The organism is Pseudomonas citronellolis (assembly GCF_001586155.1).
GTDB lineage: Bacteria > Pseudomonadota > Gammaproteobacteria > Pseudomonadales > Pseudomonadaceae > Pseudomonas > Pseudomonas citronellolis.
On record NZ_CP014158.1, the window covers coordinates 3,252,993 to 3,271,361 of the forward strand.

Annotated in this window: 15 protein-coding genes and 1 pseudogene; 5 read left to right on the top strand and 11 right to left on the bottom strand. The window is 70.4% G+C overall.

Annotated elements, in window-relative coordinates; translation table 11 throughout:
* Nucleotides 1–276 precede the first annotated feature (276 nt).
* The 3 genes from PcP3B5_RS14380 to PcP3B5_RS14390 form a co-directional block, all read right to left on the bottom strand.
* Nucleotides 277–2,880, bottom strand: a complete 2,604-nt coding sequence (locus PcP3B5_RS14380; RefSeq protein WP_061561645.1) for a TonB-dependent receptor — start codon at nt 2,878–2,880, stop codon at nt 277–279.
* A 360-nt stretch (nt 2,881–3,240) separates the two neighbouring features.
* On the bottom strand, nt 3,241–3,990 hold the full coding sequence (locus PcP3B5_RS14385) for an anti-sigma factor family protein (RefSeq protein ID WP_061561646.1): 750 nt from the start codon (nt 3,988–3,990) through the stop codon (nt 3,241–3,243).
* Entirely contained in the window at nt 3,987–4,496 is a 510-nt protein-coding gene (locus PcP3B5_RS14390; RefSeq protein WP_058489505.1) for a sigma-70 family RNA polymerase sigma factor, read from the bottom strand. The genes PcP3B5_RS14385 and PcP3B5_RS14390 overlap by 4 nt, the downstream gene beginning before the upstream one ends.
* Nucleotides 4,497–4,666: 170 nt before the next feature.
* Between PcP3B5_RS14390 and PcP3B5_RS14395 the strand changes: the two genes are divergently transcribed.
* Both PcP3B5_RS14395 and PcP3B5_RS14400 read left to right on the top strand, forming a co-directional pair.
* Complete coding sequence (locus PcP3B5_RS14395; RefSeq protein WP_061561647.1) at nt 4,667–5,728, top strand: catalase family peroxidase; 1,062 nt, start codon at nt 4,667–4,669, stop codon at nt 5,726–5,728.
* A complete protein-coding gene (locus PcP3B5_RS14400) occupies nt 5,725–6,285 on the top strand; it encodes a cytochrome b (RefSeq protein WP_061561648.1) in 561 nt (186 codons plus the stop codon). Before PcP3B5_RS14395 ends, PcP3B5_RS14400 begins: the two co-directional genes overlap by 4 nt.
* Before the next feature lie 17 nt (nt 6,286–6,302).
* Here PcP3B5_RS14400 and PcP3B5_RS14405 read toward each other — a convergent pair whose 3' ends face one another.
* Together PcP3B5_RS14405 and PcP3B5_RS14410 are read right to left on the bottom strand one after the other, a co-directional pair.
* Nucleotides 6,303–6,698 carry an OsmC family protein gene (locus tag PcP3B5_RS14405; protein ID WP_043272623.1) on the bottom strand — a complete coding sequence of 132 codons (396 nt, stop codon included), beginning with the start codon at nt 6,696–6,698 and terminating at the stop codon, nt 6,303–6,305.
* A gap of 76 nt (nt 6,699–6,774) precedes the next feature.
* Nucleotides 6,775–8,175 (bottom strand): MATE family efflux transporter, encoded by a 1,401-nt coding sequence (locus tag PcP3B5_RS14410; protein WP_061561649.1) that lies wholly within the window; start codon nt 8,173–8,175, stop codon nt 6,775–6,777.
* A gap of 158 nt (nt 8,176–8,333) precedes the next feature.
* On the opposite strand from PcP3B5_RS14410, the gene pdxB reads away from it, so the two are divergent.
* Nucleotides 8,334–9,482 (top strand): 4-phosphoerythronate dehydrogenase PdxB, encoded by a 1,149-nt coding sequence (gene pdxB / locus PcP3B5_RS14415; protein ID WP_061561650.1) that lies wholly within the window; start codon nt 8,334–8,336, stop codon nt 9,480–9,482.
* A gap of 39 nt (nt 9,483–9,521) precedes the next feature.
* Here the strand turns inward: pdxB and PcP3B5_RS14420 are convergent, their stop codons facing one another.
* Complete coding sequence (locus tag PcP3B5_RS14420; RefSeq protein WP_009620307.1) at nt 9,522–9,704, bottom strand: PA1571 family protein; 183 nt, start codon at nt 9,702–9,704, stop codon at nt 9,522–9,524.
* 187 nt (nt 9,705–9,891) lie between these two features.
* Between PcP3B5_RS14420 and PcP3B5_RS14425 the strand changes: the two genes are divergently transcribed.
* A complete protein-coding gene (locus PcP3B5_RS14425) occupies nt 9,892–11,013 on the top strand; it encodes an ATP-NAD kinase family protein (protein ID WP_009620309.1) in 1,122 nt (373 codons plus the stop codon).
* Here the strand turns inward: PcP3B5_RS14425 and PcP3B5_RS14430 are convergent.
* The 4 genes from PcP3B5_RS14430 to PcP3B5_RS14445 form a co-directional block, all read right to left on the bottom strand.
* Nucleotides 10,989–12,374: a PepSY-associated TM helix domain-containing protein gene (locus tag PcP3B5_RS14430; RefSeq protein ID WP_061561651.1), complete on the bottom strand. Its 1,386-nt coding sequence runs from the start codon at nt 12,372–12,374 to the stop codon at nt 10,989–10,991. The genes PcP3B5_RS14425 and PcP3B5_RS14430 overlap by 25 nt on opposite strands.
* Nucleotides 12,375–12,382: 8 nt before the next feature.
* Nucleotides 12,383–14,695, bottom strand: coding sequence for a TonB-dependent receptor (locus PcP3B5_RS14435; RefSeq protein WP_061561652.1), 2,313 nt, complete (start codon nt 14,693–14,695; stop codon nt 12,383–12,385).
* Between the two features lie 97 nt (nt 14,696–14,792).
* Nucleotides 14,793–15,197: a DUF2946 domain-containing protein gene (locus PcP3B5_RS31830; RefSeq protein ID WP_160336932.1), complete on the bottom strand. Its 405-nt coding sequence runs from the start codon at nt 15,195–15,197 to the stop codon at nt 14,793–14,795.
* A 441-nt stretch (nt 15,198–15,638) separates the two neighbouring features.
* The gene (locus PcP3B5_RS14445) at nt 15,639–16,106 is read right to left on the bottom strand and encodes a MarR family winged helix-turn-helix transcriptional regulator (protein ID WP_058072162.1); all 468 of its coding nucleotides are present in this window, start codon (nt 16,104–16,106) and stop codon (nt 15,639–15,641) included.
* Between the two features lie 185 nt (nt 16,107–16,291).
* On the opposite strand from PcP3B5_RS14445, the gene PcP3B5_RS14450 reads away from it, so the two are divergent.
* Nucleotides 16,292–17,818: a DHA2 family efflux MFS transporter permease subunit gene (locus tag PcP3B5_RS14450; protein ID WP_061561654.1), complete on the top strand. Its 1,527-nt coding sequence runs from the start codon at nt 16,292–16,294 to the stop codon at nt 17,816–17,818.
* A gap of 35 nt (nt 17,819–17,853) precedes the next feature.
* On the opposite strand, the pseudogene PcP3B5_RS32430 reads toward PcP3B5_RS14450, so the two are convergent.
* Nucleotides 17,854–18,044, bottom strand: a pseudogene (locus PcP3B5_RS32430) (helix-turn-helix domain-containing protein); the annotation flags it as partial.
* Nucleotides 18,045–18,369: the final 325 nt, after the last annotated feature.

Consider the following 18,369-nt stretch of genomic DNA (forward strand, 5'->3'; position numbering starts at 1 on the left):
AACGTAAAGAACGGATGAGAGGTTCCCCTGTAGGAGCGGGCCCTGCCCGCGATTTCGCGCGCAGGGCGCGCTCCTACAGGTGAATCTGGAGGTGCGCATGGCGTAGCGGATCTTATCCGCGAATCGCGCCGGTGGTTCCGGTTATCGCGGACAAGGTCCGCTCCTACACCGTCGGTACCCGCAACACTCCGTAGGATGGTGTTGAGCGAAGCGATACCCATCGCCACGACCGCATGGGTATCGCAGGCTCGGCCCATCCTACGAAGAGCGCTTACCTCAGATATCCCACACCAGGTTGACCGAGAAGTTGCGCCCCGGCTGGGTCAGGCGGTCGAGGTTGGCCGGAGCCAGCACCGAGGCTTCGCCGACGCTGTCGTAGCCGCGCACGTCGTCCCACAGCCAGTACTTCTTGTCGGTGAGGTTGTACACGCCGGCGTTCAGCGTCAGGTCGTCGGTCAGCTTGTAGTAGGCGGTCAGGTCGAGGATGCCGAAGCCGGGGGTCTTGAACTGGCTGCTGGTGCCGTCCGGGGCGTTGAAGGTGGTGTCGTCGACACGGTCCTTGCGCTTGACCAGGGTCCAGTTCAGCAGGCCGCCGTAGACCTGGCTGGGCGCGTCGTAGCCCAGGCCGAACACGCCGGTCAGCGGGTTGACGCTGTTGAGCGGCTCGCCGGTGTCCTTGTTGCGGCCGTAGGCGTAGGCCACCGAGCCCTTGCTGTAGAGGCCCTGCGGCGCGCCGAACGGGGCCAGTTCCAGGCGGCCCTTGAGTTCCACGCCCTTGATGATGGCGTGCTTGATGTTGTTGCTCTGGAAGGTGACCTCGTTGTAGCCGGCGGTGATGGCGTCTTCGTTAATGAAGTCGCGGTACTTGTTGTAGAACACCGAGACGTCGAACGAGCCGATGTCGAAGGTGCCGCGCAGGCCGGTCTCGTAGCTCTGGCTGCGTTCCGGGTCGAGGTCCGGGTTGGGCTCCACGCGGTAGCCGCTGGTGGGGTTGTCGAAGCGGCCGTACAGCGCCTTGGCGGTCGGGGTGCGGAAGCCCTGGGCGTACTGGCCGTACCACAGGTAGTTGTCGTCGAAGGCGTAGGTCACGCCGAGCTTGGGCGAGAGCTGGTGCCAGGTCTTGTCCTCGCTGCTGACCTCGCCGTCGCCGCTCTGGTCGGCGGTGTTGAGGAATTCCTCGGTGATGTGCGGCTTCAGCCGGGTGTAGTCGTAGCGCAGGCCGGGCAGGAAGGTCCAGGCGTTCCAGCGGATCTCGTCCTGGGCGAACAGGCCGTAGGTGTCGATGGTCGGGTCCGGGAAGTCGCTGCTGCGCGCCAGGGCGTCGCTGGCGCTGCTGGCGCCCACGGCGGTGCAGCCGCGGCCCACGGCCAGGCAGGTGCCGCTGCCTTCGCGGTAGCCGGTGACCTTCTGCCGCTTGAGGTTGGTGCCGTAGGTCAGCAGGTGGTCGGTCTCGCCCAGCTCGAAGCTCTTGTCCAGCTGCAGGTCGAACACCCACTGGCGTTCCTTGTAGAGGGTGTCGCGGGTGCGCAGGACCTGGCGGGTCATGGGGTAGTAGAACTCTTCGGTGCCCTGGTCGGTCTTCGCCACCTGGTAGTTGAAGGTCCACTTGGCGTGGTCGGCCAGGGCGCTGTCGACGAGGAACTGGTGGTCCAGGCCGAAGCGTTCGCGGGTGATGGTGTCGCTGGCCTTGCGCCACTGGTACATGCCGCCGGGCAGGATGCTCGGCGGCAGGGCCGGCGCGCCGTTGGAGTAGGGGCCGCCGTAGGCGCTCTTCTGGTCGGAATCGACGTCGTCCTTATAGTGCTCGTAGGTCAGGCCGAAGCGCGAGCCTTCGGCGTAGTTCCAGCCCAGCTTGGCCAGCACGTTGGTGGTGCGCACGTCCTCGGGGTTGGCCTCGGTGCGGGAGAGGCCGGTGCCGCCGTGGCTGCCGTAGGACTCGGTCTCGTGGCCGTTGCGCTGGCTGACGTGGAGCAGGGCGTCGAAGTCGTCGTGGCGGCCGGCGACGGTGGCGGAGGTCAGCCAGCTGTCGTCGGCCGAGCTGTAGCCGGCCTTCAGGCGCGCGCCGACGTCCTTGCCGTCCTTGATGATGTCGCTCGGGTCGAGGGTGAAGTAGCTCACCGCGCCGCCGATGGCGTTGCTGCCGTACAGCGCCGAGGCCGGGCCGCGGAGGATTTCCACGCGCTTGACGATCTCCGGGTCGACGTAGTTGCGCTCGGTCTGGGCGTAGGGGCCGTTGAAGAAGGAGCCGGGAATCTCGACGCCGTCGATTTGCGTCAGCACGCGGTCGCCGTCGATGCCGCGGATGTTGTAGCCGGTGATGCCCGAGCGCTGGCCGGTGCCGCCGACGCTGACGCCGGGTTCGTCGCGCACCAGGTCCTTGATGCTGTTGACGTTGTTGCGGTCCAGGTCGGTGCGGCTGCGCACGCTGACGGTGTTCGGCACCTCGTTGACGTTCTGCGCCTGGCGGGTGGCGGTGACGGTCTGCGGTTGCAGCTCGATGGCGCGGGCGCCCGGGGCGCGGAACAGCACGACGTTGCGCTCGGAGACCTGGCGATAGTCCAGGCCGCTGCCGGCCAGCAGGCGCTTGAGCGCCTGCTCGGCGCCCAGGCGGCCGCTGACGCCGGGGGAGGTGACGCCGCTGGCCAGTTCCGCCGGCAGGGCCACCTGCCAGCCGGTGACCGAACTGAAGGCGTTCAGCGCGCCGGCCAGGGGCTGGCGCTCGATGGCGAAGCGGTAGCCGGCCTGGGCCTGGTTGCTGGGCTCGGCGGCCTGGACGCCGGCGGCGGGCACGGCGGCCAGGGCGACGGACAGCGCCAGCAGCGACAGGTTGGCGGGTGCACACAGGCGTTGCAGGGGGGAGCGTCGGGCGTGGGTGGTCATCGAAGGCTCTCTTCTGAAGTTTCGCCGCATTTAAAATGCGAATCAGTTGCATTGGCATCTGACGAAACGAACGAGGCTTCGGGATCGCGTAAAAATAGTTTTCGGGGGGCGGCCGGGGGGCAATCGCGGACGGAGTCCTACAGTTCCAGGAGGCACTGCTTTTCGTAGGATGGCGTTGAGGGAAGCGATACCCATCAGCGCAACCGCATGGGTTTCGCAAGCTCAACCCATCCTACGAAAAGCGCCTTGGCGCAGCCGGCGAGACAAGTTGCCCCTACCGCTCTTGCTTCCAGCTTCGTAGGGCCAATAACCGTTCGCCGGCGGGAGTAGGAGGACGCTGTCCGCGATTCGGCGCCTGGCTCAGAACCCCAGCAACTGCCCCACCTGGTCCCCCTGTGGATTATCGCTGCGGCTCACCAGTGCATAGTTGTAGTCGCCCTGGCTCCAGTAGCGCGTCAGCAGCTCGCCGTCCTGCCGCTGGCCGTGGGGCAGCAGCAGGTGGCCGGGGCCCGGCGGGCGGATGAAGAAGCTCAGGCGATGGCCCTGGGCATCCTCGTAGATCACCAGCGCCGCCGCGCCCTGCTCGGTGGCCAGCAGGCGCGCGCCGACGCTGCGCAGGCCCAGGCGGTCGAGGTCGGCGGGCAGGTTGGCGTTCTCCAGGTAGCGGCCGAGCCAGTTGCGCACGTTCTCGCCGGCGCGGGTGTCCAGCGGGGCGCTGCTGCCGTTGGCGGCGAACAGGCGGTAGGCCTGCACCGCGTCCTCCATCGGCTTGCCGTGCCTGACCAGGCTCATTTCGCGGGCCTGCCAGCCGCCCAGGCTGCCCACGCCCAGGGCCAGCAGCAGGGCGGCGGCGGTGGCCAGGCGGGCGCGGCGGCGTTCGCGCAGCTGGCGGCGGATGCGCGCCGGGTCCAGCGCCGGGCCGGCCGGCGGCAGGGCGCGGCTGGCCAGGGCGGCGCGCAGGTGCTGGGCGTCCTGCCGCCATTGCTCGACGCGGCGGGCCTCCTGCGGGTGGCTGGCCAGCCAGGCCTCGATCCATTGCCGGCGCTCGGCGTCCAGCTGGCCGTCGAGGTAGGCGTGTAGGTCGCTTTCGGTAGGCGTCAGTTCGCTCATTTGAGTACCCGTAGGGAAGGGGCGCCGCTGCTGCCTTCGCTGAGCGCGCGCAGGGCCTGGCGTGCGCGCGACAGGCGCGACATCACGGTGCCGATGGGGATCTGCAGGGCCTCGCCGACCTCGCGGTAGCTCAGCCCCTCGACGCTGACCAGGGTGAGCAGGGCGCGCTGTTCGGCCGGCAGGCGTTCGAAGGCCTCCAGGGTGGAGCGCGCGCTGACGATGTCCTCGGCGGAGGGGCTGCGTTCTTCCGCGCCGCCGAACAGCGCGAGGATGCGCGCGTAGCGGCGGGCGCGGCGCTGGCCGTCGACGAACAGGCGGTAGAGGATGGCGAACAGCCAGGCGCGCAGGTCGCCGTCGCCGCGCTTGCCGCCCCAGGCCGACAGGGCCTTTTCCAGGGTGGCCTGGACCAGGTCGTCGGCGCTGGCCGCCTCGCGCGTCAGGGACAGCGCGAAGCGCCGCAGGCGCGGCAGCAGTTCGCGCAGTTGCTGGTCATCCAGTTCGTTCATCGCGCCGTGGCCGTCGGCCGTCTCCGTGGTTCGTCGAGCCGGTGGGACGAATCCCCGCGCAGTTTATTCCACCGCCGGTCGGCTTTCGGGCGAATTTCCGCTGCCGGGAATAACCCGGCGCCTGGTGCGTCGTACGGGCTCATCGAACCTGGCCCAATGAGGACCTACCCATGACCCAACCCGACTCGGCGCCGCCGAACCTGCCCCTGCGCCTGGCGACCATCGCCCTGGCCGTAGGCGGCCTGGCCGCAGCCTTCGCCTATGCCGCCGGCTGGATCGGCCCGCAACGCCTGACCCCGGCGCGCCTGGTGGACAGTCTGGAGCAGAACGCCGGCGTCTACCCGGCCTACCGCCGCAACCATGCCAAGGGCCTTTGCGTGGTCGGCCATTTCGACAGCAACGGCGCCGGCGGCGAAGTCTCCCGCGCTGCGGTGTTCGCCAGGGGCAGCGTGCCGGTGGTGGGGCGCCTGGCGATTCCCGGCGGCAACCCGGCCGCCAGCGACGGTGCCGCGCCCATCCGCAGCCTGGCCCTGCGCTTCCTGCCCGGGCACGGCGGGGAATGGCGCACCGGGATGAACGCCATGCCGGTGTTCGTGGTGAACAGCGTGCAGGGCTTCTACGCGCTGCAGCAGGCCTCGCAGCCGCAGCCGGGCAGCGGCAAGCCCGACCCGGCGAAGCTGGCCGCGTTCTTCCAGGCGCATCCGGAAACCGCCGCCTTCCGCGCCTGGGTGAAGAGTTCCACGTCTTCGTCCAGCTACGCCAACAGCGCCTACTACGGCCTCAACGCCTTCCTCCTGGTGGACGGGCAGGGCCGCGAGCACCCGGTGCGCTGGTCGGTGCAGCCGGAAGCGCCTTACCAGCCGATGAGCGCCGAGCAGCGCGGCGAGGCCGACTTCCTCGCCGCCGAGCTGCAGCAGCGCCTGGCCCAGGGGCCGCTGAAATGGCGGTTGATGCTGACCCTCGGCGAACCCGGCGACTCCACCGCCGACGCCACCCGGGCCTGGCCGGCGCAGCGCCGCAGCATCGACGCCGGCGAGCTGGTCATCGAGCGCGCGCTGCCCGAGCAGGGCGGCCCTTGCCAGGACGTCAACTACGACCCGCTGATCCTTCCCGACGGCATCCGCGCCTCGGACGACCCGCTGCTGAGCGCGCGCTCGGCGGCCTATTCGGAATCCTTCAACCGCCGTACCCGCGAGCAGGCCGCCATGCCGGCCAAGGAGCCGCAGCCGTGAACGCCGAACCCCGCTACTTCCCCTTGCCGCTGCGCGTGTTGCACTGGCTGATGGCGCCGCTGGTGATCGCCATGCTGCTGATCGGCCTGGCCATGGTCGCCAGCGCTTCGCCCGCCCATGCCACCCTGGTGGCGATCCACAAGCCCCTGGGCGCGGCGCTTCTGGTGCTGGTGCTGCTGCGCCTGGCCATCCGCCTGAGCCGGCGGGTGCCGGCGCTGCCGCGGGAAATGCCGGCGTGGCAGCAGCGCCTGGCCCACGCCTCGCACTACCTGCTGTACGCGCTGCTGATCCTGCAGCCGCTGGTGGGCTGGACCATGCAGTCGGCCGGCGGCTACCCGGTGGTGCTGTTCGAGGGCCACGAGCTGCCTGCCCTGGTCGACCCCTCGGTGTGGCTGCACAGCCTGTTGCGCAGCGCCCACAGCGTGATCGCCTACCTGCTGATGGCGACCATCCTGCTGCACCTGGCGGCCGCGCTGTTCCACGGCCTGATTCGCCGAGACGATGTGCTGCCCAGCATGACCGGCGGCCGCCTGCCGAGCGGCGCGGACGAGCCCTGAGGGGCTTCAGCGCGGCGTCACACCAGTTGGCTGTCGATATGGATTTCGCCGCTGAGCAGCTTGTGCACCGGGCAGGCGTTGGCGATTTCCAGCAGGCGCTGGCGCTGGGCGTCGTCCAGCGCGCCGTTCAGGCCGATGTCGCGGGCGATGCGGCTGTTGCCGGGTTTCTCCTGGCTGAGCCTGAGCTGCACCTGGATGCCGTCCAGCGGCCATTGCTTGCGCCGCGCGTACATGGCCAGGGTGATGGCGGTGCAGGCGCCCAGGGACGACAGCAGCAACTGGAAGGGCCCCGGGCCCTGGTTGCCGCCGCCCAGCTCGGCGGGTTCGTCGGCCAGCCACTGGTGCAGGCCGTCGGACAGGCTGACTTGGTAGGGAATGCCGGCGTGGCTGGCGGTGACGGTGGCGTCGCTCATGGCAAGGCTCCTTGGCCTGGAAGGGGAGGCCTGGGAGTCTAACCGCTCTGCCACGGGCTTACACGGCGGCTCGGATTCAAGCCCCGCGCATCTGCTGCAACCTGATATGCCGCCGCGCACTGCGCGCCAGGCGGATGCCGAGCAGGATCGCCGCGCAGGTCAGGCCGACGATCAGGCCTTCCCACAGCCCGCGCGGGCCGGTGGGCTGTTGCAGCCAGTCGGCGAGGCCGAGGCTGTAGCCCACCGGCAGGCCGATGCCCCAGTAGGCGAACAGGGTGATGAGCATGACCGCGCGGGTGTCCTGGTAGCCGCGCAGGGCGCCGGCGGCGGTGACCTGCAGACCGTCGGAGAACTGGAACAGCGCCGAGTACACCAGCAGCGCGGCGGCCAGCGTCAGCACCTCGGGGTCGCGGGTGTAGAGCGCGGCGATGTGTTCGCGGAACACCAGCATGGCGCTGGCCGAGATGGCCGCCCAGGCCAGCGCCGTGGCCATCCCGGTGCCGGCGGAGAAGCGCGCGTCGCGCGGGCGGCTGGCGCCCAGGGCCTGGCCGACGCGCACGGTCACCGCCATGGCCAGGGCGTAGGGGATCATGAAGGCCAGGGCGCTGATGTTCAGGGCGATCTGGTGCCCGGCCACGACCTTCTCGCCCAGCTCGCCGATCAGCAGGGCGATCACCGAGAAGATGCTCGACTCGGCGAAGATGGCGATGCCGATGGGCAGGCCGACGCTGACCAGGCCGCCGATCACCTTGCGGTCGGGCTGTTCCCAGCGCACGAACAGGGCGCTGGGCCGGTACACCCGGGCGCTTTTCACCCACACCAGCATGCCCAGCAGCATGAACCACATCACCGTGCCGGTGGCCCAGCCGCAGCCGGCGCCGCCCAGGGCCGGGACGCCCAGGTGGCCGTAGATCAGCACGTAGTTGAGGGGGATGTTCAGCAGCAATCCGCAGATGCCCAGCACCATGCTCGGCCGGGTGCGCCCCAGGCCATCGCTGAAGCAGCGCAGCACGTGGTACAGGGCCACCGCCGGCAGGCCGCAGGCGATGCCGCGCAGGTAGAAGCGGCTGGGCGCGATCAGCGCCTCCTCGACCTTCATCGCCCGCAGGATGGGCTCGGAAAGGAACCACAGCGCGGCCGCCGCCAGCGGCCCCACCAGCAGCGCCAGCCATAGCGCCTGGCGCACCAGCGGGCCGGTACCGGGCTGGTCGCCGGCGCCGAAGCGCTGGGCGACCTTGGCGGTGGTGGCCAGCAGGGTGCCGGTCATCAGCAGGAACACCGGAATCCAGATGGAGTTGCCCAGGGCCACCGCGGCCAGGTCGCGGGGGCCGACGCGGCCGGCCATGACGGCGTCGACGAAGCCCATGGCGGTGGTGGCCAGCTGGGCGATCATGATGGGCGCGGCGAGGGTGAGCAGCTCCCTGAGTTCGGTGGCGATGCGCCGTCCGCGCGAGACGGGCTGGGCAATGGCAGTCACGGCTGTCCTTGGCTGAGCTTACGTGGGGAAGCCGGCCAGTCTATCGCCTGACGGTAGGGTCAGGAAAGCGCCGCGCACGCGGGCCGCGACCCCCGGCCGTGGCGCTGGTAAAGTGGCGGGAATCATCCGTAGGAGCTTTCCCCAAGAGGAGCTTTCCCATGCGCATCCTTGCCGACGAGAACATTCCCCTGGCCGAGGCCTTCTTCGGCGCCCAGGGCGAGATCCGCCGCGTCCCCGGGCGCGCCATCGACCGCGCCACCCTGGGCGACGCCGAGGTGCTGCTGGTGCGCTCGGTGACCCAGGTCGACCGCGAGCTGCTGCAGGGCAGCGCGGTGCGCTTCGTCGGCACTTGCACCATCGGCACCGACCACCTGGACCTGGGCTACTTCGCCGAGGCCGGCATCGCCTGGTCCAGCGCGCCGGGCTGCAACGCCCGCGGCGTGGTGGACTGGGTGCTGGGCAGCCTGCTGGCGCTGGCCGAGGCCCACGGCGCGGACCTGAGCAAGCGCCGCTACGGCGTGGTCGGCGCCGGCCAGGTCGGTGGGCGCCTGGTGGACGTGCTGCGCGGCCTGGGCTGGGACGTGCGGGTGTGCGACCCGCCGCGGCAGGCCGCCGAGGGCGGCGACTTCGTCAGCCTGGAAGAGATCGTCCACGAATGCGACGTGATCAGCCTGCACACGCCGCTGACCAGCATGGGCGCGCACATGACGCGCCACCTGATCGACGCCGAGCGCCTGGCCCACCTGCGCCCCGGCGCCTGGCTGCTCAACGCCAGCCGCGGCGCGGTGGTGGACAACCTGGCGTTGCGCCAGCGCCTGGAGAGCGGCGCCGACCTCGATGTGGCGCTGGACGTGTGGGAAGGCGAGCCCCAGGCCGACCCCGAGCTGGCCCAGCTGTGCCGCATCGCCACCCCGCACATCGCCGGCTACAGCCTGGACGGCAAGCTGCGCGGCACGGCGCAGATCTACGAGGCCTTCTGCGCCTGGCGCGGCATTGAACCCGGCGTGCAGCTGGACGACCTGCTGCCGGCGCAATGGCTGATGGAGCTGAGCCTGGGCGAGGACTGCGCGCTGGACTGGGCGCTGGGCCTGCTGTGCCGCGCGGTGTACGACCCGCGCGGCGACGACGCGGCCTTCCGCCGTAGCCTGGTGGGCAGCGCCGAGGCGCGCCGCGAGGCCTTCGACGCGCTGCGCAAGCACTACCCGCCGCGCCGCGAGATCACCGGCCTGTGGGTGGACATCCAGGGTGAAGCGCCGGCGCTGGAGCGCCTGGTCCAGGCGCTGGGCGCCAACCGCGTCGGCGAGTAGGCAGGGGAAAGGGCCCGCCAGGGCGGCGGGCCGGAGGGGTCAGCGCGCGCGCTTCTGCACGCAGCTGCCTTCCAGTTCGCGGCAGGCGCGCTGGATCATGTCTTCGGTGATGGGTATCTCGCGGCCCTGGGCGTCGATGATCGAGCCGCCCACCGGCTGGTCCGGGGCGGGACGCGGGGGTTCGCGACGCGGGGCGTTGTCATGGGTGGGGTGCGAGCTCATGGCCAAACTCCTCATCGAAAGCTGCTGCAGTCTAGGCAGAATCACATGAAGTCCCGGTGACAGCGCGCGCCGGGCGAAACGACCGCCATGGCCGCGGGCGCGAGCCGGGCGGCGGGGCGGTGAATGCTTGTTATGAGCCGGTCCCTCCCGGACCTGGTATCCGTGGGAAAGTCCTTTGAGGTTGAGTATGGACGGATTTCACCTGGGCCTGATCGTCAATCCGCTGGCCGGTATCGGCGGCGCCGCCGCGCTCAAGGGCAGCGACGGCGTGGCTGAGCAGGCCCTGGCGCTGGGGGCCGCGCCGCGCGCGGCCGAGCGCACCCGGCAGGCGCTGGAGGTGCTGCTGCCGTTGCGCGAGCGCCTGCGCTTCCTCACCTTCCCGGGGCCGATGGGCGGCGACCTGCTGGCCGACATGGGCTTCCACTTCGAGGTGATCGGCGAACTGGCAGGCGAGCGCACCAGCGCCGAGGACACCCGCCGCGCCGTGACCCTGCTGCAGGACGCCGGGGTGGCGCTGATCCTCTTCGCCGGCGGCGACGGCACCGCCCGCGACGTCGCCGCGGTGGCGCGCGAGGGCCAGCCGGTGCTGGGCATCCCGGCTGGGGTGAAGATCCATTCCGGGGTCTACGCGGTCAGCCCGCGGGCGGCCGGCGAGCTGGCCCGGCGCCTGGTGGAAGGCGGCCTGGTGCGCCTGGCCCAGGGCGAGGTGCGCGACCTCGACGAGGCAGCGCTGCGCGAGGGCCGGGTGGCGGCGCGCTGGTACGCCGAGCTGACGGTGCCGGAGGAAGGCCGCTTCATGCAGCACGTCAAGCAGGCCGGGGTGGAGACCGAGGAGCTGGTGCTGGCCGACATCGCCGACTGGCTGCGCGACACCTGGGAAGACGGCGTGCGCTACGTCTTCGGCCCCGGCTCGACGCTGCACGGCCTGGCCCGCGAACTGGGCCTGGAGACCACGCTGCTGGGCGTGGACGTGATCGAGAACGGCGAGGTGATCGCCCGCGACGTCACCGAGCAGCAGCTGTTCGAGCTGGTGGACGACTACCCCAGCTGGCTGCTGGTGACGGTGATCGGCGGCCAGGGCCATGTGATCGGCCGCGGCAACCAGCAGATCAGCCCGCGGGTGCTGCGCGCCATCGGCCTGGAGCGCCTGCGGGTGGTGGCCACCAAGCGCAAGCTCGGCACCCTGGAAGGCCGGCCGCTGCTGGTGGACAGCGGCGACCCGCAGCTGGACGCGAGTTTCCCCGACGCGCTGCGGGTCTGGGCCGGCTACAAGGAAGAACTGCTCTACCCGCTGGCCGAGGCGCTGTAGCCGCCCAGGCCGAGGAAGCGGGCGAGCGGGGCGATGCGCGACAGCAGGCAGCGCTCCAGCAGCCAGACCAGCAGCAGCGAGGCGCCCAGCAGCGGCAGGTACAGCCCCAGCAGCACCAGCACGACGAAGGCCAGCGCCGGGTAGCGCGCACCCGCCAGGGCCGCCGGCGCGCCCAGCACGCCCTGCGGGCGGCGCCGCCACCACAGCACCAGGGCGCTGAGCGCCAGGCAGATCAAGCCCAGGGTGGTAAACAGCCCGAGCGCCTGGTTGGCTACGCCGAACAGTTGGCCCTCGTGGGCCGCCACGCCATAGCCGATCACGCGGTCGAGCAGCGGGCGCTGGGCGAAGTCCACGCGCTTGAGCACTTCACCGGTCTGCGCGTCCAGCACCAGGTTGACGCGCTGCGGGCGGTTGGCCGCGTCCGAACGCGCGGTCCACTGCGGGGCCATGGCCGAAGGCGGAGCCAGCAGAACGGGGTAGGGCAGGTCCAGCGCCTGCACGGTCGGCAACATGCGGTCCAGCGCGGCGTAGTCCGGCGTCGGTGGCGGCATGTCGGGCATGGCGTGGTGCATGCCCGACATGTTCGCGTGCTCGTCCGTCGGGGCGGCATTCTGCGCGCGGCGCTGGGCCATCTCCTCGGCGCGGCCGGTGGTCCAGTCCTGTTGCACCGTCTGCTTCGCCGCCCACTGGCGGACCTCCTTGAGCGCGCCGCCCCAGAAGGTCGCCCAGGGCAGGCCGCTCAGGATCAGCAGCAGGGCGAACAGCGACACCCAGAACCCGGTCACCCCATGCAGGTCGCGCCAGAACAGCCGGCCGCGCTGGCCCAGGCGCGGGTAGAGCACCCCGCCCAGGCGCGTGCCGCGCGGCCACCAGAGGTACAGGCCGGTCACCAGCAACAGCACCGTCCAGCAGGCCGCCAGTTCCACCAGGTAGGAGCCGGTGCTGCCCATCAGCAGCTCGCCGTGCAGGTGGAACAGCTGGCGAGTGAAGCGCTGGTCCTCGACGACCTGGTGCAGCACCTGGGCGCTGGTTGGGTCGACATAGACGCGGCGCAGGTCCTCGCCGTTGCCGACCAGGACCTGCGCGGCGTCGCGCGGGCCATCCGGCAACTGGTAGGCATTCAGGCGCGCGCCGGGCACTGCGGCCAGGGCTGCGCGCACCTGTTCGCTGACCGGCAGCCGCGCGGCGGCCGCGTCCACCTGGTTGTAGGGGCTGTCGAGCAGGGCGTCGATCTGCGGGCGGAACAGGTAGATCGAGCCGGTGAGCGACAGGGCGAGGATGAACGGGATGCAGAACAGCCCGGCGTAGAAGTGCCAGCGCCAGATCAGGCGGTACAGCGCGGCGCGGTTGGCTGGTTTCATGGCGGGCCTCAGTAGTCGTAGCTCAGGCCGAGGAAGGCCGTGCGCTGCGGGTAGGGGTGGCTGACGTAGTACTTCTCGTTGCCCAGGTTGTCGATCCCGGCCGAGGCGGTCAGGTGCTCGTCGATGCGGTAGCTGGCCTTGACGTCGAACACGCTGTAGCGGCTGATGCCTCCGTAGGTGTCATGGTTGTCGTCGGTGTTCAGCAGGGTGCCGTAGGAGGCGCTGGCGTAGCGGTAGCCCAGGGCGTAGGTCAGGCGCGCATTCTGGTGGTAGACCGCGGACAGGCGCGCCCGCCAGCGCGGGATGCGCGGGTAGTCGTTGCCTTCGGCGGCCGGGGTCAGGGCGTCTTCGAGGATTCGCGCCTGGGTCCAGGTCAGGCTGGCGGACAGGTCCAGGCCGGGCAGGCCGACGTCCTGCGCATCCAGCGCGCTCTCGATGCCGCGCAGGCGGGCGCGGTCGATGTTGTCGATGCGGGTGACGTTGGGGCTGACGCTGGTGTCGGTCTGCGAGAACAGCGCGTCGTGGCGTTCTTCCTGGAACAGCGAGACGCGCAGCAGGTAGCGGTCCCAGCCGTACTGGGTGGTCCAGTCGAAGGAGCGCACGTCCTCGGGCTTGAGGTCCGGGTTGTTCTGCACCAGCTGGGTGCCGCTGCTGATCTGCTGGAACAGCTCGCCCACGGTCGGGTAGCGCACCGCGCGGCCATAGGAGAAGCGCGTCTGCAGGGCGTCGGTGATGTCGAAGGTCAGCGCCGCCTTGGGCGAGATGTTGTTGCGCTGCTGGTCGTCGTAGCGGACCTGCTGCGGGGTGGTGGTGGCGTCGCGGTTGAAGCCGTCGAAGGCTTCCCAGTGTTCGGCGCGGGCGCCCAGGGTCAGGGTCCAGCGCGGGGCGAACTTCCAGGCGTCCTGCAGGTACAGCGCCTGGGTGCGCGTCTCGCCGCCGGAGGCCGCGACCTTGGCGCCGTTGCCGCCGGACTTCCAGTCGTCCAGCTGGTAGGTGCGCTGCTTCAGCAGGTAGTCGTCGATGTGGTAGCCGAAGCTGACCTCGTGGCTGTCGGGGCGCCAGATGCCGCGCAACTCGCCGGTCTGCCAGCCGGTGCCGTCCTGCACCTGGCGGGTGCCGGCCTGGCTCTGGCCGTAGTTGGAGGCGGTGCGGGTGGAGGAGTCGAGGTAGCGGTAGTCGCTGGCCGAGGCCTGCCAGTCGAAGAGGCCGCCGCTGTGGCTGGCGAACGACAGGCCGTTGAGCAGGTGCAGCTCGTCGGTGCGGCTGGGGTTGAGGCCGGAGACCTTGTACGAATGACCGTCGATGTTGACCGTGCCGTTGTACAGGGTGCGCCCGCTGGCGTCCTTCAGGTAGCTGTCGACGCCGGTGTGGGAGTCGTTGGACCACAGGCCCAGGGTGTAGACCGCGGTGATGTCGTCGTTCAGGTCCCAGCCCAGCTTGAGCTTGCCCTGGTCCTGCAGGCTGTGGTCGATGGAGTAGCCGCCGAACACCAGGCGCTGTTTGCCGTTCTGGTCGCTGTCCGCGTGGGCGCCGCCGGCCGTGGGCGCGCCGGCCACCGGCGCCTTGCTCGACAGGCCGGCGGTGGCGTAGCTCATCGGCTGGCCCTGGCTGTCCAGGTGGTCGTAGGACACCCACACCGACAGCGGCCCGCGGCGGTTGCCGGCGGCCAGGCTGATATTGCCGGTGGCGTAGTCGTCGTGGCTGCCGTAGAGGTCGAAGTCCTGCCGCGAGCCGGTGACCGAGGCGTGGAATTCCGGGCGCGTGGGCATGCGCGTTTCCAGTGTCACCACGCCGCCCAGGGAGTTGCCCGGGTAGAGCGCGCTGAACGGGCCGTAGAGCACGTCGACGCGGGCGATTTCGGCGGGTGTCACCAGACCCCAGCGCGGCGGGAAGGCGTAGCTGTTGCCGAGCAGGTTGGAGAGCAGCAGGTCGTCGGCGTAGACCAGCGACTGCGCGCTGGAAATGGTGCCGGTGGTGCGGGTGGCGAGGATGCCGTTGCGGTCGCCGATGAAGCGCTCGCGCACCTCGAGGCTGGGCAGGTACTTCAGGGCCTGGGCGGAAGTGACCAGGTTGGTGCTCTCGCGCAGCTGTTCGGCCGTGCGGCTCTCGACCACGGCGGGAGCGCTGGCCAGCGCGGCGGGCAGCGGCTGCTGGCCTTCGGCGCTGACTACCACGTCGGCCAGGCGGGTGGGGGCGTCGCCGTCGGCGGCGGTTTCGGCGTGGGCCGGCAGCAACAGGCTGCCGGCCAGGCCGCAGAGCAGGGTGCGGGCGGCCGGGGGCTTCAGTGCGTGGGCAACGCACCGGCACAGGGATGTGGACATCCGGATGATCCTTGTTCAGGACGACGGGAGCGCGGCCGGGCATGCGCGCAGGGGCACGCACGCCGGGGGCGCGGGTTCGGGGTGTCGTGGAACGGGATCAGGCCAGGGGCGGGCCGCGCGGACGGACGTCCAGCAGGTGCAGGAAGGGCGGGAGGGGCAGCGTCGGCGGTGGCGCCTGGGCATTGACTGGCCCCAGCGCCGGGGCCATGGCGATGGCCCAGAGCAGCGCCGGGCTGTCGTGCAGCAGGGTGCAGTAGCCGCAGGCGGGGTCGAGGCTGTTGTGGACCATGCCGCCGTGGTCGCCGGCCGGGGCATGCTGCATGGCCCCGTGGTCCATGGGCATCTGCCCCATGTCATGGGTGGAACACCAGGCGCCCTGGGGCGGCGGGGAGTGCTCGACGGCTTCGAGGGTGCGCGAGAAGGTCGGGGCGAACAGCAACAGCCCGAGGGCCATGACGGCCAGCCAGGTGGCGAGGCGGTACTGTGCTGAGTGACGGCGCAAGATGGAACGTCCCGATCGGTGGGGCCGGGGTCTGGGGGCGCTATGCTGCCATGCCGGGGGTGGGGGCTTCAATGTGGGGGGCTGAGAATGAGGGGGCCGTTCGGAGCGGGCGGCGAATCTGGCGTAATCGTCATGCCCGCGAACGCAGGAACGCAGGGCGGACGGAGTCCGCTCGGTTCCTGGGAAGCACGGGCGTAGGAGCAACTGTCTTGCCCACTGCGCCGGGGTGCTTTTCATAGGATGGGTATCGCTTCGCTCAACCCATCCTACGGACGTTGTGTTTACCGGAGGATGTAGGAGCGGACTCCGTCCGCGATTGGACTCACTGGCCCCGCCGAACTATCCGGTGGCACGGCCAACGGCGGATAACCGCGAACGGTTATGCGCCCTACGTTCCTGTGTTCGTAGGAATGGCGAGGTGAAGTTACCAGGGCCCGCAGCCTAGGCATCCCCCGGCTTCTGCTGGGCGTAGGCGCGGGCCTTTTCCTCCATCAGCCGCAGCACCCGGGTGGCGGTCTCGACGTCTTCCCGGGGGATGCTGCCGAGCACTTCGGCGCGCAAGGCGTTGAGGGCTTTCTCCAGGCGCTCGGCCAATTCCCGTCCCGCATCCTGCAAATGGATGGCGCGCAACCGCCGGTTGCCCGGCACCATGCGCCGTTCCAGCAGGCCGGCGGCTTCTGCCTGGTCGAGGGTGCGCACCAGCGCCGCCGGGTGCACGCCGATGCAGTCGGCCAGCACGTTCTGCAGCACCCCGTCGCCCATGCGCGAGACCAGCAGCACCGGCGTGGCCACCGCCAGCGACAGGCCGCTCTCGGCCAGCACCAGGCTGGCGGCCTGCTGCCAGGCGCGGCGCGCCGGTTGCAGCGAGCCGGTGAGGGCGAACAGGTGATCCTGGGGCGGGCTGGGCATGGGGCGGTCCGTTGCGGGTGGATTTCGCGCCGATGATACGGGCCCGGGCGGGGAGTACCAAACCCGCCTCGGCTTATCTGTGCAAAGTCAATAATTGCATTGACAGCAATTTGTCGCCGGTTCCAGAATTCGCCCAGGCCGGCGGCAGCACCGGCACCTCACGACCCACCCCAGGTTCGCCTTCCATGAGCACCGAATTCCGCCCGCCGAGCCTCGCCCTCACCACCCTCGGCCTGGCCCTGGCCATCTTCATGCAGGTGCTCGACACCACCATCGCCAACGTGGCGCTGCCGACCATCGCCGGCAACCTGGGGGTGAGCGCCAACCAGGGCACCTGGGTGATCACCTCGTTCGCCGTCAGCCAGGCCATCTCCCTGCCGCTGACCGGCTTCCTCTCCCGGCGCTTCGGCGAGGTGCCGCTGTTCATCGGCTGCTCGCTGCTGTTCGTGGTCGCCTCCTTCCTCTGCGGCGTGTCGCAGGACATGGGCATGCTCATCCTGTTCCGCGCGCTGCAGGGCGCCGTGGCCGGGCCCATGTACCCGATCACCCAGAGCCTGATGATCAGCATCTACCCGCCGCACAAGCGCGGCACCGCCCTGGCGCTGCTGTCCATGGTGGCGGTGGTGGCGCCCATCACCGGGCCCATCCTCGGCGGCTGGATCACCGACAACTATTCCTGGCCGTGGATCTTCTTCATCAACCTGCCCATCGGCGCCTTCGCCGTGTTCGTGGTCAGCCGGCAGATGCGCGGCCGCCCCGAGCGCCTGCAGCGCACCCGCATCGACTACGTCGGCCTGGCGACCCTGGTGGTCGGCGTCGGCGCGTTGCAGATCCTGCTGGACAAGGGCAACGACGAGGACTGGTTTTCCTCGCCCTTCATCATCGCCTGCGCGGTGGTGGCGGCCATCGCCCTGGCGGCCTTTCTCATCTGGGAGCTGACCGAGGACGAGCCGGTGGTGGACCTGCGGCTGTTCCGCCACCACAACTTCCGCTACGGCACCCTGGCGCTGGTGCTGTCGTTCTCGGCCTACTTCGCCATCAACCTGCTGCTGCCCCAGTGGCTGCAGCGCAACCTCGGCTACACCGCTACCTGGGCGGGCCTTGCGGCGGCGCCGCTGGGCATCGCGCCCTTGCTGCTGAGCCTGCTGGTGGGGCGCTACGCGGCCAACTTCGACCTGCGCCTGGTGGCCTCGGTGGCCTTCGTCGCCATGGGCGCCACCTGCTTCCTGCGCTCGGACTTCACCCTGGACATCGACTTCCGCCACGTCGCCCTGATGCAGGCGCTGATGGGCGTGGGCGTGGCGCTGTTCTTCATGCCCACCACGGTGATCCTGCTATCGGACCTGGAGGCCCACGAGATAGCCGCCGGCTCCGGGCTGTCGACCTTCCTGCGGACCCTCGCCGGCAGCTTCTCGGCCTCGCTCACCACCTTCCTCTGGGACCGCCGCGCGGTGCTGCACCACGCCCAGCTCAGCGAGAGCATCACCACGTTCGACAGCGGCACGCGCAACAGCCTGGAGCTGCTTGGCCGGGGCGACCCGCACCTGGGCGCCAGCCTGCTGAACCAGATGATCACCCAGCAGGCCTACCAGATCAGCTTCAACGAGCTGTTCCACGCCCTGGGCTGGATCTTCCTGATACTGATGAGCGTGATCTGGCTGACGCGCCCGCCGTTCAGCGGCAAGGCGCGGGTGGCGGTGGCGGACCACTAGGGCCGCCGTGCCCGCGCGGGGCACGGCGGGTCATTCAGTCTCCGGACTTGGGCGGCGTTCAACCGGTCGCCGTGGGCCTCCAGGGTGGCCAGCGCCGCTTCCAGGCGCGCCACCGGCCAGCCTAGTTCGCGGTCGGCGAAGGCGATTTCCGCCTCGGCCACCTGGCAGCGCGCGCGGACTACGGCTTCCGCGGGCCGAAGGCGCGGGCGGCGGCGTTGATCAGGGCATCCATCGGTCGGCTCCCGCAGTCTAGCCAGCGCACCGCTTGTGGGCATTCACACTGCGGCCGGCGAGTGGCGGCTTGCCCATGAGCGGTACACGACGAACGGCGCCAGCCCCGGCAGAGCGGGCGTCGTGGCGGCGCGGGCGGCAGCCGGGCAGGGCGCCAAGGCATGGGCCTTGCTGAACTTGCCGGGCCCCTGGAAGGTCCGTCCCAGGGCGGAAGATGCAGCCGGCGCGCTGGCCGCCCGGTGGATTTTCCCGTGTTAGTCTTTTGCATTCTCATTCGCTTCGCCGTCCGCAGCGACTTTTCGCGGGCGGCCCGAAACGTG

Bases quoted from the DNA above. Each gene is read 5' to 3' on its own strand.
- PcP3B5_RS14380 (WP_061561645.1), bottom strand. From the start codon at position 2,880: ATGACCACCCACGCCCGACGCTCCCCCCTGCAACGCCTGTGTGCACCC.
- PcP3B5_RS14385 (WP_061561646.1), bottom strand. From the start codon at position 3,990: ATGAGCGAACTGACGCCTACCGAAAGCGACCTACACGCCTACCTCGAC.
- PcP3B5_RS14390 (WP_058489505.1), bottom strand. From the start codon at position 4,496: ATGAACGAACTGGATGACCAGCAACTGCGCGAACTGCTGCCGCGCCTG.
- PcP3B5_RS14395 (WP_061561647.1), top strand. From the start codon at position 4,667: ATGACCCAACCCGACTCGGCGCCGCCGAACCTGCCCCTGCGCCTGGCG.
- PcP3B5_RS14405 (WP_043272623.1), bottom strand. From the start codon at position 6,698: ATGAGCGACGCCACCGTCACCGCCAGCCACGCCGGCATTCCCTACCAA.
- pdxB (WP_061561650.1), top strand. From the start codon at position 8,334: ATGCGCATCCTTGCCGACGAGAACATTCCCCTGGCCGAGGCCTTCTTC.
- PcP3B5_RS14420 (WP_009620307.1), bottom strand. From the start codon at position 9,704: ATGAGCTCGCACCCCACCCATGACAACGCCCCGCGTCGCGAACCCCCG.
- PcP3B5_RS14425 (WP_009620309.1), top strand. From the start codon at position 9,892: ATGGACGGATTTCACCTGGGCCTGATCGTCAATCCGCTGGCCGGTATC.
- PcP3B5_RS14430 (WP_061561651.1), bottom strand. From the start codon at position 12,374: ATGAAACCAGCCAACCGCGCCGCGCTGTACCGCCTGATCTGGCGCTGG.
- PcP3B5_RS14435 (WP_061561652.1), bottom strand. From the start codon at position 14,695: ATGTCCACATCCCTGTGCCGGTGCGTTGCCCACGCACTGAAGCCCCCG.
- PcP3B5_RS14445 (WP_058072162.1), bottom strand. From the start codon at position 16,106: ATGCCCAGCCCGCCCCAGGATCACCTGTTCGCCCTCACCGGCTCGCTG.
- PcP3B5_RS14450 (WP_061561654.1), top strand. From the start codon at position 16,292: ATGAGCACCGAATTCCGCCCGCCGAGCCTCGCCCTCACCACCCTCGGC.